This is a genomic window from Marinicella litoralis, from assembly GCF_002591915.1.
GTDB classification, from domain to species: domain Bacteria; phylum Pseudomonadota; class Gammaproteobacteria; order Xanthomonadales; family Marinicellaceae; genus Marinicella; species Marinicella litoralis.
In genome coordinates this window covers 98,000-110,820 of the sequence record NZ_NIHB01000002.1, presented here as the reverse complement: position 1 = coordinate 110,820, position 12,821 = coordinate 98,000, and the positions used below count along the sequence as shown (strand labels likewise).

Sequence of the window (12,821 nt, the reverse complement as noted above, 5' to 3'; positions counted from 1 at the left end):
AGAATAAAATGATTAAGGTATTACTTGTAGATGATCAAAATTTAGTCAGACAAGGCGTTCAAGCTTTGTTAGACATTGCAGAGGATATAGAAGTTATCGGTGAAGCTCGGTCCGGACAAGAAGCCATGGAAATGGTACCTAAACTTAACCCGGATGTGGTTTTATTGGATATGAGGATGCCGGGAATGTCTGGTTTAGACGTATTGCATGAACTTTCACAAATCAATCAATTACCTCCTACCATCATTTTGACTACATTTGATGACGAAGAACTTATCTTGGCAGGTGTTAAAGCCGGTGCCAAAGGTTATTTACTCAAAGATGTGCCTTTAGAAGAATTGGTCAAAGGCATCAAACAAGTGGCAGCCGGTAAAACCATTGTCAGGCCACAAATCACCCAACGTATATTGGAGTCGGTTGAAGGTCTTAAAAATGATTTCATCAGTTTTGAGCGTCCTGATCCATTGACTAATCGTGAAACTGAAATTTTACGTTTGATGGCAGGTGGTTACAGCAACAAAGAAATTGCAAATTCAATTTTCGTGGCTGAAGGAACGGTCAAGAATCATGTTTCTAATATATTATCAAAGTTAGGCGTTCGAGATCGCACACGAGCCGTTTTGAAAGCTCTGGAATTAGGACTGATTTAAATGAGTGAATTGGAATACGAACTTCGGGTGAAGACTTCACCTGAATGGGCAGATGTGGCGATGGCTGATTTTAATTCATTTTTGCAGGACCATGCGGCTTGTGAGCGAAAAGCAGCGGCTTTGGCCATGTCAATGGTTCAACATTATCCAGATAAGCCGGATTTGATCAGAGGCATGATTGATTTAGCGATGGAAGAAATGGCTCATTTTCGAGAGGTCATGAAAATCATGTTGGATCGTGGGCTTCAACAAGAAGATGATATCAAGGACCCTTACATCAATCAGTTGTTAAAAAATATCAGAAAAGATGGTGAGGTTTACCTGTTAGACCGCTTACTGATATTTAGCATAGTTGAAAAGCGGGGGCATGAAAGGTTTTCAATGGTTGGTGATGCATTAGAGGACCCCAAAATGAAAGACTTTTACATTCGATTGGCCAAAGCTGAGAAACGCCATTACACCTTGTTTGTGGCATTGGCACATCAGTATTATGACTCGGCCACCGTGCTGCAACGGTTGGATGAATTATTGGATGCCGAAGCAGCGATTGTGGAAAAGCTGCCTTATCGTGCTGCAGTTCATTGAACTCAACCGCTCATCAATCCATACAAAAATACCTAAAGAGTTACAGTAACGACCTGTTGAATGACAGCATTGATGATCCAAGGCTGAAAAATTTAAAGTGGTGTTTTGTGCTTGTTGTTCCAGTTTGTGGTGAGTCGCCAAGCTTTCTAGATGATTTATTAATTCACCAAAGGATTGAATCAATTCTCACAGTAATGGTGGTCAATCGACCAACTGAACATGACAAATCAGCACAATGGTTTACAGAAAATCAGCTATTGATAGAGCGGTTAAATTTCGATGCTGAAAGCAAAGTTGAACTCTCAAAACAACACCATTTGCTGCTCAATGTAAACGGTCATGATGTGATGTTGTTGGACTTTAATGATCAACCCTTTGACCACAGAAAGGGCGTCGGTCTGGCACGGAAAATTGGTGCAGACACTGCATTAAAAATGATTCAGTTGAATTGGATTTCAAATCCATGGATTTTCAGCACAGATGCTGATGTAGAGTTGCCTATAGATTATTTTTCTGTGGTTAATAAAACAAATCATAATCAGTCGGCAATCTGCTTAGATTTTGTGCACTCAGGATCCGACCCTAAATTATGTGATTATCAAAATCAATACGATTTCAAATTACGCTATTATCAACAAGGAATGAAATACATAGGTTCAAAATATGATTACATTCCGCTTGGTAGTACACTGATCATCGAGGCCTCAGCCTATGCGAAAGTCAGGGGTTTTCCTAGTCGCAGTGGTGGTGAAGATTTTTATATTCTGAATAAATTAGCCAAGGTAGGTGGTATTTATCAGCCCAAAATGCCCAAAGTAAAAATTAAAATTCGTCTTTCTGACAGGGTGCCATTCGGCACGGGACCAGCCATTTCTCAAATAAAACAATTGGAACAGCAGGGAGGTGGGTATAAATTATACCACCCAGATTGCTTTTATATTATCAAGCAGTGGCGAGATGACTTATTGAATTATTTTGATCATCAAAAATTACCTCACTCCGACTGCGGATTGAATGACTGTTGGCATATCGGTCATGTTCTTGAAAATGGATTCAAACAAAGTAAGTCCCATCAAAGGTGGCAACAATTCATTCATGAATGGTTTGATGCCTTCAAAATATTAAAGTCTGTTCACTTTTTAAGTGAATCTTTGCCAGTTATCAGTCAACTTGAGTTACTTAGGATGCAACGGTACCAAGAAATCGCAGGCTGTTGAATTAACATTTTTTTAACTTGAAAGTTAAATCCCTAACTGTCATGATAATTGAGCTTATTCACCAGTGCACCTGCACTTGTACATAAGCCAATAAAATAAACATTAAAAAGAGGAATAAATTATGAATTTAAGTGCACCCAAACAAGTGGTCTTTCTGATAGCAGTGATTTTGGCAGTTTTATCAGTGGTGTCAGCAAAAGTAACAGCCATCCCAGTAGTAACCGGTCATGAGTATTGGTTCTTAGTGGGTGGTTTTGTATTATTGGCACTGGGAAATTTAGTCAAAGGCATCTAGTCACTGAATCAAGTGATGTCCTAATTAAACCTGCTTTGGCAGGTTTTTTTGTGGTTTTATCGGGTCAATATCTGATGGGGTTTGATCAAATAATTGGCGGTGAGATAGGGATTCGAACCCTAGATAGGCGTTAACCTATACCCGCTTTCCAGGCGAGCTCCTTCAACCACTCAGACACCTCACCGCAAGGGCTGTGAATTTTACCTGTTTTTATTGATAAATGAAATGACTGAATTGAATTTATGAGATAGGGATTGATGAAATACGTCCATGTATTTCCCACGATGTGCGCCTTTGGCGTCAAATTTTGTTCCAGACAAAATTTTCGAACCCTAGATAGGCGTTAACCTATACCCGCTTTCCAGGCGAGCTCCTTCAACCACTCAGACACCTCACCGCAAGGGCTGTGAATTTAACCTGTTTTTATTGATAAATGAAATGACTGAATTGAATTTATGAGGCAGGGATTGCTTGGAGTCATATATTCAAATTATGAAGACTGTAATCCACATCCATGTGGATAGCAGGAATTCATGTTTAAATTTCGTCTGATTCGTTTTCAAAGTCTTCAAACAAATAAGTACTGAGGTAGCGTTCACCAGTGTCAGGCAACATGGCCAATATAACCGATCCTGGCTCTGCTTTTTTAGCCGTTTCCAGCGCTGCTGCAAATGTGGCCCCAGCGGAAATACCACAAAATATGCCTTCTTGAGAAGCCAAAGCCAAAGCGGCACGCTTCGATTGATGTTCATCGACTGGTATTAAATCATCATAGATTTTTTTGTTCATGACCTCGGCAACAAAATCAGGTGTCCAACCTTGTAGTTTATGCGGGCTCCATTCTTTGCCTGCCAATAATTGAGCTTCTAAAGGTTCAGTGGCCACTATTTGTATGCCAGGTCTGGCAAGTTTCAAGACCTCACCAACACCTGTAATGGTTCCACCTGTGCCGTAGCCACTGACAAAATAATCCAATCTTTTGGCTGCAAAGTCTCTTAATATTTCAGGTCCTGTGGTCGACCGGTGATAGGCTGGATTGGCTTCGTTTTCAAATTGTCTGGCAAGAAACCAGCCTCGTTCATCAGCCAATTTCTTGGCTTTGGCCACCATGCCTGATCCGCGTTCTGCTGCAGGCGTCAAAACCACTTTGGCTCCCAATGCGCGCATCAGTTTACGTCGTTCAATAGAAAATGAGTCTGCCATAATGGCAACAAAGGGATAACCTTTCGCTGCACAAACCATAGCCAATGCAATGCCAGTGTTACCTGAAGTGGCCTCTATCACCGTTTGGCCTGGTTTCAATGCGCCTTTGGCTTCTGCATCAGCAATGATGGCATGCGCAAGTCGGTCTTTGACCGAAGCCATCGGATTAAAAAATTCAGCCTTTACATAAATGCTAACGTGATCTGGGGCCAGTTTATTGATTTTAATGATTGGTGTATCACCAATGGTTTCTAGTATATTGTTATAGATCATAAATTTCTCTTATGCTGATTTTAAATATGTATTAAATTTACTGTGTTTTGTATGTGGTTTATACCAGTCCAATTGATTGGCATATTGTGCCACTGAACCAATCACAATCAGTGCAGGTGATTTAATTTGCTGGCTTATTATCATAGCAGGTAATTGATTGAGTTGTCCTGTGACCGTTCTTTGATTTTCTCTGGTACCGTTTTCAATAATGGCGACCCATTCGTTCGGCTGCTTTCCATGTTTAGTTAATTGGCTGACCAACAAATCAGCTTTTATCAGGCCCATATACACTGCCAATGTTTGTTTGTTTTTGGCATAAAATTGCCAGTCTATGGTATCAATGGAGTCACTACAGTGGGCTGTGATAAATGCCAAGCTTTGAGCATGGTCACGATGGGTCAAAGGAATGCCTGCATAAGCCGCACAACCAACCGCTGCTGTGATTCCTGGCACAATTTCAAATTCAATGTTTTTTGCATTCAATGCCAGTACTTCTTCACCCCCTCGGCCAAAGACAAATGAATCGCCACCTTTTAAACGACAAACATGCAAACCGCTTTGGGCACCTTGAATCAATTGTTGGTTGATGTTTTCTTGTTTCGTCTTGTGATGTCCCGCTTGTTTCCCCACATTGATTAACTTTGCATCTTTTCTGACCAGCTTTAAAATTTCATTTGAAATTAATTGATCATGCAACACCACGTCTGCTGTTTGTAATACTTTAATGGCTTTCAATGTCAATAATTCAGGATTGCCTGGTCCAGCGCCCACCAGTGACACTTTTCCTTGGGTGTTGTTAACTGTGCTAATTATTTCAGTCACAGTTTGTCCATTGGGTGTTTTGAATTCTTGCGGGAGGATTGATTTTGATAGATGAGACCAATTGAAATACTGTTCCCAAAAACGCCTTCGATTATTGAAACTGGGAATCGAACTTTTAATTAATGCCCGCAAAGCCCTGGCTTTAATTGCCAGCCGACCTAAATCAAATGGCATTAAGAATTCTATCTTCTGTTTGATGATTCTGGCCAACACAGGTGAGGCGCCTTCCGTTGATATAGCGACAACAACAGGTGAGCGATCCACAATGGCTGGTGTTAAAAAATCACACAATTCTTGTTGGTCGACGGTATTAATCCAAATATGATTTAGCTGTGCATAATTGTATGCCGCAGCATTAATTTTAGGGTTGCTGGTGGCAGAAATTATCAGCCTTATATGGCTAAAATCATCCAATTTTTGTATGTCATTCAAATCATGTTTGATGAGGGTCAGTTGATTTGATTGTGCCAATTGCTTGATGTCATTATTGAAAGCGTCAGACAAGCAAACCACTTGTGCTGCTACATTCAAAACGCTTTTGATTTTTCTGGTAGCTACCGAGCCACCGCCCAGAACCACAACCAATTGATTTTTTAATTTGATGTTAATGGGTAAGTATTTCATTTATTCGCTAAGTCATGAGATGTAGCTGACAATATACAGAATATATCCATAATTCAAAATAGCATATATGTATGGCTATATAACAAAAAGGTATGAGACGTTTAGACGTCTATATTGCCAATGAGAAATAACACTGTTATGATTTGGCCTTAACGCTTAGATTAATGAATTATCGACCATGAAACTCCAACAACTCAGATTTTTTGTTTCAGTATGCCATTCAGGATTGAATGTAACAGCTGCTGCCAAACAACTCTATACCTCTCAACCAGGCGTTAGTCGCCAAGTCCGCTTGTTGGAAGATGAGTTAGGTTTTAGTTTGTTTGTTAGACAGGGTAAATCTTTGGTGGCTTTAACCCATGCTGGTAAAGAAGTTCTGCATAGGGCAGAGCGGGTATTAAAGGAAGTTGAAAACATCAAAGCTTTCAGTCACGAGCTAACCAATCAAAACAACGGTCATCTCAATATTGCGACCACACACACCCAAGCCAGGTACGTATTACCACCGGTGTTGAAACAATTACATGAAATTTATCCTTCAATCAAAGTTAATTTGTTGCAGGGTACCTCTCAACAAAATTTAAAATCTTTGCACGAAGGCGAAGTTGATTTTGTCATCAGCTCTGGTAACACCCAAGCCGCCAGTGATTTGGTTAAATTGGACTTGTTCAAATGGCAACGGAAGATTGTTGTTCCCAAGGGGCATACCTTGGCAAAAAAAACCACCATCAGTTTGCAAGAATTGGCTGAACATCCATTGATTGTTTATGTTGGTAATGACAAGGAAAGCTCTAGTTTGGTTCAGGCATTCAATGCAGAATCCTTGAATTATAAAATTGTATTTACTGCCAGAGATTCTGATGTGATTAAAACCTATGTTCGTTCAGGTTTGGGAGTAGGCATCATCGCCAGTATGGCAGTTGATGAAAAAGTTGATGACGATTTGCATGCCTTGGATACGGTCGGTATATTGCCTTTAAGCGCAACTTGGTTGGCATTCAATCCAAGTTTGTTTTTGCGTGGTTTTATGCATGAGTTCATTCAATTATTTGCACCCCATGTTAAAAGAGAACAAGTTCAATCAGCCATTGACAATAAATTGTTATTGTCTGACCCACAAAAAGTTAGCCGGCCAATTGATTCGGCTTGGCACAGTTGAAAATATTTTTGTTAAAATCAGAACCATTGCTTATTGAGTAATCAATCCAATCTATGCGGTTTTGTTTTGACTGAGTTAACTTAAACAATTGAACCTTGAAGAATCAGATTGCTGTACAATTCACAGCCTGTTTGCTTGCTGTCATACTGATGGCACAATATTCGATTTCTAAGGTTAACTCATGACTCAATCATTTTCCCAATTACCACTTTCAGCCACACTCATTGAAAACTTGCAATCTTTAGATTATGTGCAAATGACGGAAGTTCAAGCACAAGCTTTGCCAGAGGTTTTAAATAAAAAAGACGTGATTGTGCAAGCCAAAACCGGTTCAGGAAAAACCGCAGTTTTCGGTTTAGGAGTACTCAATCAATTGGATGTGGCTTCATTAAAAGTGCAAAGTATGGTGTTGTGTCCAACACGCGAATTGGCTGACCAAGTGGCCGCTGAAATCAGGCGATTGGCACGCAGTATGCCTAACGTGAAAATCGTCACCTTGTGTGGTGGGGTTCCAGCCAGGTCGCAAGTGAGTTCGCTTGAGCATGGCGCACATGTGGTGATTGGGACACCGGGGCGCATTCAAGATCACTTGGATCGTGGGTCTTTGTTGCTTGATGAGTTGAATCTCTTTGTTTTAGATGAAGCTGATCGCATGTTAGACATGGGTTTTCAACAAGCACTGGATGACATCATCGCTTTTGTTCCTAAGCAAAGACAAACCTTGTTGTTCAGTGCCACTTACCCAAAGAAAATCGCGTCTATTGCTGATCATGTGATGCAACAACCCATCATGATTAAAGTCAAAGGTAATAATGACTCTGATATTGCGCAAAGTTATTACCGGGTTAAAAACAACGAAGACCGTTTGGCCGGCATACAATTGTTGATGCTGGCCCACCGACCTGAACGGGTATTGATATTTTGTAATACCAAGGCTGATGTGAAAGAAGTGACTCAAGCCATCATGAATTATGGTTTCAATGTTTTGGCATTACATGGTGATTTGGAACAGAAAGACAGGGATCAGACTTTGATCAGATTTACCAACAAAAGCACCACAGTATTGGTGGCAACCGATGTGGCGGCCCGTGGCTTGGACATTGATGACTTGGATATGGTGATCAATTATCACATTGCCAGTGACACGGAAGTTCATTTACACCGCATTGGCAGAACGGGTCGGGCTGGTAAACAAGGCTCAGCACATTCTTTTTATGCTGAAAAAGAAAGTTATAAAATGAAAAGGTTGTCAGAATTTTTAGAAGTTGAAATAGTGCCTAGTCAGCTGCCCAGCCATTCTGTGCTGCATCAGAATACCTATAAGCCGCCGATGATGACTTTAAGAATATCTGGAGGTAAGAAACAAAAACTAAGGGCAGGTGACATCTTGGGCGCATTGACCAGTGAAAATGGAATCAGTGGTCAACAAGTTGGAAAAATAACCTTGTTTGATCATTGTGCCTATGTGGCGGTTAATCGTGATACAGCACAAATGGCTTTGAATAAACTGAGGAATGACAAGATGAAGGGTAAAACTTTTAAAATATGGTTGTTAAAAGATTAAAAACATTTGATGAGACTATTTGACTGATCTATTTGCCTTGGAGCATCTTGTCATAAGTGTGGTTGGATTTACTCAAGTCTTCATCAGTCGGTAAGGGTTGGCCAGTATACGCATGAAGAAAAGCTTCACACAAAAGTTCACTGTTGGTGGCGTGCTTTAAATTGCCCACTTGTCTTCTGGTTCGTTCATCGGTCAATATTTTCAATACGTCAAATGGTATTGATACTGTAATCTTTTTGACTTTCTCACTTTTTTTACCGTGAGGTACATAAGGGTTGATGTGTTTTCCATTCCAAGCCATATAAACGTCTAAACTGTTAAAACTTTATTTTAACACGTTAATGCTCGAAAGCAATTTTCACTTTTTCTTATAGGAAACAAAAAAACCTTCCAAGTCACCATTTTCAGTATAGGGACTGACACCAACCAATTCAAAACCATGTACCGCAAATTCATTGTGAGACTCGGTCATTTTCTTGGCCGCCAGATTTTTTCTTGTCAGCCGATTGACATCAATAAAAACGGTAACAGCAGACAATGATTTTTCGGCCGCTTCATCGGCTGGATTTTTAGCCAGGCCAGTGTTGGTGTTCATCATCAAGGTCAAAGTAAAAAATAATACAGTGGTTTTCATGTTGGCTCCGGAATGAATTGTGAATATTCCCATTGTATTTACTTCCAACGGTTGAATACAATAGTGTCATTTAAATAGTTCGGAAACTTTATGACCACAGTTTTGACAGGGATAACAACGACAGGAACACCACATTTAGGAAATTACGTTGGTGCCATTAAACCGGCCATCAAAAGAAGTCAGGATGACGCCGTAAAGAGTTACTTTTTTCTGGCAGATTTTCATGCCATGATTAAATGCTGGGAACCGGAACGGGTGGCTCAATCAACCAAAGAAATAGCTGCGACTTGGTTGGCATTGGGGCTGGACACTGATAAATCGTTTTTTTATCGCCAGTCAGACATTCCAGAAATACCTGAACTGACTTGGTTGTTGACTTGTATGACAGCCAAAGGTTTGATGAATCGCTCACACGCTTACAAAGCCCAAGTCGCTGAAAATACTGAGTTGGGAGAAGTTGATCCAGATAAAGGAATCACCATGGGTTTATTCAGTTATCCAGTGCTGATGGCCGCTGATATATTGATGTTCAATGCCACTGAAGTGCCTGTTGGAAAAGACCAAACTCAGCATTTAGAGATGGCCAGAGACATCGGAGCTCGCTTTAATCATCATTTTGGTGAGCATTTTGTTATGCCCAAAACCATTGTTGATGACAACGTCTCCGTGTTGCCAGGCTTGGATGGTCGAAAGATGAGTAAATCCTACAACAACACAATCCCGTTGTGGTTGCCTGAAAAACAACTCAGAAAACACATCATGAAGATCAAAACCAATTCATTGGAGCCAGGAGTGCCGAAAGATCCTGATGATTCTTTTGTGTTTGATATCTATAAGGCCTTTGCAAATGAACAGCAAGTTAATGAAATGAAACAAGAATTTGTGAACGGCATCGCATGGGGCACAGCCAAACAGATGCTTTTTGAGATGGTGAACACAGAATTGAAAGATGCCCGTGAAAAATACAATGGACTGATGAATAACCCAGATATAATAGAATCTGAATTGAAAAAGGGTGCGGTCAAAGCCCGAGAATATGCCACTCCATTTTTAGCTAAGTTAAAGGAGTCCGTGGGCATCAGACCGATAAAGTAAACGACGCATCATGCGTTTAAAATAAAAGAGGTGAAATATGGTTGATTTTAAATTTGGACAGGTGATGTCTATACTATGGAAAACCAAGGAATTTGTATTGTTCCGGTTCTTGATTTATATGGGCATTACATTGGCATACATCATTGGCACCGGAGGTGGTGGTGGAATCGGCTATATGTTAGGCAGTGTCGGAGACGGTAAGGAAGCCGGTTTATTTTACGGAATGGTGGGTGGTTTTACCTTGGTCAGTGGCGTGCTTTATTATGTCAGGGAATATATTTTGTATTTGGTTAAAGCAGGTCACATAGCAGTCATTGTTAAGCATTTGGATGGTGAGCCAATGCCTGAAGGCAAAGGTCAAATTAAATATGCCCAAGAAGTGGTGAAAGAACGATTTAAAGAATCATCGGTGTTGTTTGGTGTGGATCAACTGATTAAGGGCGTGTTGAAAACATTCAATCGAATTTTTTCCGGGGTGATGTCGTTTCTACCCATCATTCCGCAACCGGTGGTTAGTTTTATCAATGGTGTGGTAAATATGTCGCTGACTTATGTTGATGAAGTGATTTTGGCGTATTATATTCGCAATAATTCAAAAAATCCTTGGGAAGATTCCAGAAAAGCGTTGGTGTTGTATGCGCAAAACTACAAAACATTTTTAAAAAATGCCTTGTTCCTCACGGTCATCACTTGGATACTTTCATTGTTGGTTTTAATTATAGTGTTCGCCCCATTGGCTGCAATTCTCAGTGTGGTGGGTTATGAGGGAAATGTTTGGGTGCTGATTCTTGCCATCGTTACAGCATGGGGTATTAAATCTGCATTGATTGACCCAATTGCAATGACTGCTTTGATGCAAGCGTTTTTCAAGGTCACAGAAGGACAAGTGCCTAATCCTGAGTGGGAAGCCAAGTTAGAAAAAGGTTCTAAGAAATTTGTCGCTTTGAAAGACAAAGCCATGGCTTGGGGAAAATCTAAGTTTGGCGGTGACAAAGAAGACACGGCTCAATTAGAAGATAAATAATATATTTGGTATTAGGCAAGCACATACAAAAAAGTCATGTGCTTGCTGACTCCCTTTGCAAGATTTTACACTCAAAATCATTCAAAACATCGCTGCCATCCCTGTTGGTAAGGTGGCCACTTATGGCCAAATTGCAGCGATGGCTGGCAATCATCGAGCCGCACGACAAGTGTCCAGGGTGTTGCACACTTGCAGCAGTAAATACCAATTGCCTTGGCACCGTGTGATTGGGGCCAGTGGTAAAATTTCAATTCCCAAAGACCAATCTGCTTACCAAAGACAAAAGAAAAAATTAGAATCAGAAGGCATTGAATTTGGCTTGAGTGATACAATAGACCTCACTCAATTTCAATGGCCAGGTTAAAGCCTCAATGATCCAAACATCAGAATACCAAAAACGACGCAAGCAGTTAATGAAAATTGCTGGTCAAAATTCAATTACCATCCTCAGCAGCAGACCAGAATTTATTCGAAATGGGGATGTACATCATTATTATCGACAAGACAGCGACTTTTACTATTTATCAGGATTTAATGAACCTGATGCGATGTTGGTGTTAATACCCAGTCAAAAAGGTCAGCAACAGGTGTTATTTTGTCGAGAAGCCAATCCGAAGAAAATGATTTGGGATGGACCCATGTCAGGCACCCAAGGTGCCATTGATGATTATGGTTTTGATGCGGCTTATGACATCAAAGAAATAGACCGTCGATTACCTTTGTTGATTGAAGGCTGTGAAAAAGTTTGTTTTAAAATTGGTGATAATGATGAGTTTGACCAAAAAGTAGCTGCTTGGGTAAAATCGATTGCCACCCGAAAAGGCCAGAAATCAAAGGCTCCCGAAGAGTTCATGTCTATCAGTCATATTATCCATGACATGAGACTATATAAGAGCCCTGCTGAAATCAAGTGTATGAAAAAATCTGCAGACATAGCGGCAGATGCGCACATCAGGATGATGCAATCATGTCGTGCAGGGATGTATGAATATGATTTGCAAGCTGAATATCAATACCATTTGACTAAACACCAATCTCATTCAAGTTATCCTCCGATAATCGGCAGTGGTGAAAACGGCAATATATTGCACTATATCAATAACAACCAAATGATGAATGACGGTGACTTGGTGCTCATCGATGCGGGTGCAGAATATGATTTTTATGCATCAGACATCACCAGAACATTTCCCGTAAACGGCCGATATTCAGCACGTCAAAAAGACCTTTATGATGTGGTGTTACAGGCACAAACAGATGCCATTGCTGCAGTCCAAATTGGCAATCATTGGAATGAATTCCATGATGTTGCTGTGAGAACCATCAGTCAAGGCCTGCTTGATTTGAAAATCATTAAGGGCCAGTTGGAGCAGGTGCTTGAAGAAAAAACCTATGCCAATTTTTACATGCACATGACAGGTCATTGGTTGGGTTTGGATGTTCATGATTGTGGTGATTATCGAGTGGATGATTTGTGGGTAGAGTTGGAGGAAAATATGGTGTTAACTGTAGAGCCAGGTTTATATATCAGTGAGAACTCGAAAGCCCCTAAAAAGTGGCGGGGGATGGGAATTCGCATTGAAGATGACATTCAAGTAAGCAAAAAAGGGCCTGTGGTCTTAAGTAAAAATGTACCCAAAACCACTGAACAAATAGAACAAATAATGAAAGGATAA

General features: G+C 40.5%; 14 protein-coding genes and 1 tRNA gene. 10 read left to right on the top strand and 5 right to left on the bottom strand.

Going from position 1 to position 12,821, the window contains the following annotated elements; all coding sequences use genetic code 11:
* The first annotated feature begins 8 nt into the window (after positions 1 to 8).
* The 4 genes from CCS90_RS07050 (at position 9) to CCS90_RS14925 (ending at position 2,747) form a co-directional block, all read left to right on the top strand.
* Entirely contained in the window at positions 9 to 650 is a 642-nt protein-coding gene (locus CCS90_RS07050; RefSeq protein ID WP_099018852.1) for a response regulator, read from the top strand.
* Positions 651 to 1,235 carry a MiaE family protein gene (locus CCS90_RS07045; protein WP_099018851.1) on the top strand — a complete coding sequence of 195 codons (585 nt, stop codon included), beginning with the start codon at positions 651 to 653 and terminating at the stop codon, positions 1,233 to 1,235.
* Positions 1,232 to 2,452, top strand: coding sequence for a hypothetical protein (locus CCS90_RS07040; RefSeq protein WP_099018850.1), 1,221 nt, complete (start codon positions 1,232 to 1,234; stop codon positions 2,450 to 2,452). Before CCS90_RS07045 ends, CCS90_RS07040 begins: the two co-directional genes overlap by 4 nt.
* 121 nt (positions 2,453 to 2,573) lie before the next feature.
* On the top strand, positions 2,574 to 2,747 hold the full coding sequence (locus CCS90_RS14925; RefSeq protein WP_162846899.1) for a hypothetical protein: 174 nt from the start codon (positions 2,574 to 2,576) through the stop codon (positions 2,745 to 2,747).
* Between the two features lie 94 nt (positions 2,748 to 2,841).
* On the opposite strand, the gene CCS90_RS07035 is transcribed toward CCS90_RS14925, so the two are convergent.
* From CCS90_RS07035 to cysG, 3 genes are all read right to left on the bottom strand, one after another.
* Positions 2,842 to 2,931: transfer RNA gene (locus CCS90_RS07035), tRNA-Ser, on the bottom strand.
* A gap of 353 nt (positions 2,932 to 3,284) precedes the next feature.
* On the bottom strand, positions 3,285 to 4,223 hold the full coding sequence (gene cysK / locus CCS90_RS07030; RefSeq protein WP_099018849.1) for a cysteine synthase A: 939 nt from the start codon (positions 4,221 to 4,223) through the stop codon (positions 3,285 to 3,287).
* Between the two features lie 9 nt (positions 4,224 to 4,232).
* On the bottom strand, positions 4,233 to 5,669 hold the full coding sequence (cysG, locus tag CCS90_RS07025; protein WP_099018848.1) for a siroheme synthase CysG: 1,437 nt from the start codon (positions 5,667 to 5,669) through the stop codon (positions 4,233 to 4,235).
* Between the two features lie 178 nt (positions 5,670 to 5,847).
* On the opposite strand from cysG, the gene CCS90_RS07020 reads away from it, so the two are divergent.
* Positions 5,848 to 6,828, top strand: a complete 981-nt coding sequence (locus CCS90_RS07020; RefSeq protein WP_099018847.1) for a LysR substrate-binding domain-containing protein — start codon at positions 5,848 to 5,850, stop codon at positions 6,826 to 6,828.
* Between the two features lie 181 nt (positions 6,829 to 7,009).
* Positions 7,010 to 8,392, top strand: coding sequence for an ATP-dependent RNA helicase DbpA (gene dbpA / locus CCS90_RS07015; protein WP_099018846.1), 1,383 nt, complete (start codon positions 7,010 to 7,012; stop codon positions 8,390 to 8,392).
* A 28-nt stretch (positions 8,393 to 8,420) separates the two neighbouring features.
* On the opposite strand, the gene metJ is transcribed toward dbpA, so the two are convergent.
* Together metJ and CCS90_RS07005 are read right to left on the bottom strand one after the other, a co-directional pair.
* Positions 8,421 to 8,693: a met regulon transcriptional regulator MetJ gene (gene metJ, locus CCS90_RS07010; RefSeq protein WP_099018845.1), complete on the bottom strand. Its 273-nt coding sequence runs from the start codon at positions 8,691 to 8,693 to the stop codon at positions 8,421 to 8,423.
* A 57-nt stretch (positions 8,694 to 8,750) separates the two neighbouring features.
* The gene (locus CCS90_RS07005; RefSeq protein ID WP_133566541.1) at positions 8,751 to 9,026 is read right to left on the bottom strand and encodes a hypothetical protein; all 276 of its coding nucleotides are present in this window, start codon (positions 9,024 to 9,026) and stop codon (positions 8,751 to 8,753) included.
* A gap of 90 nt (positions 9,027 to 9,116) precedes the next feature.
* On the opposite strand from CCS90_RS07005, the gene trpS reads away from it, so the two are divergent.
* From trpS to CCS90_RS06985, 4 genes are read left to right on the top strand one after another with little or no spacing between them, the layout of a single operon-like run.
* The gene (gene trpS, locus CCS90_RS07000) at positions 9,117 to 10,121 is read left to right on the top strand and encodes a tryptophan--tRNA ligase (protein WP_099018843.1); all 1,005 of its coding nucleotides are present in this window, start codon (positions 9,117 to 9,119) and stop codon (positions 10,119 to 10,121) included.
* A gap of 37 nt (positions 10,122 to 10,158) precedes the next feature.
* A complete protein-coding gene (locus tag CCS90_RS06995) occupies positions 10,159 to 11,145 on the top strand; it encodes a hypothetical protein (RefSeq protein ID WP_099018842.1) in 987 nt (328 codons plus the stop codon).
* A 55-nt stretch (positions 11,146 to 11,200) separates the two neighbouring features.
* Positions 11,201 to 11,509, top strand: a complete 309-nt coding sequence (locus tag CCS90_RS06990) for an MGMT family protein (RefSeq protein WP_099018841.1) — start codon at positions 11,201 to 11,203, stop codon at positions 11,507 to 11,509.
* A gap of 7 nt (positions 11,510 to 11,516) precedes the next feature.
* Positions 11,517 to 12,821, top strand: a complete 1,305-nt coding sequence (locus CCS90_RS06985; protein WP_099018840.1) for an aminopeptidase P N-terminal domain-containing protein — start codon at positions 11,517 to 11,519, stop codon at positions 12,819 to 12,821.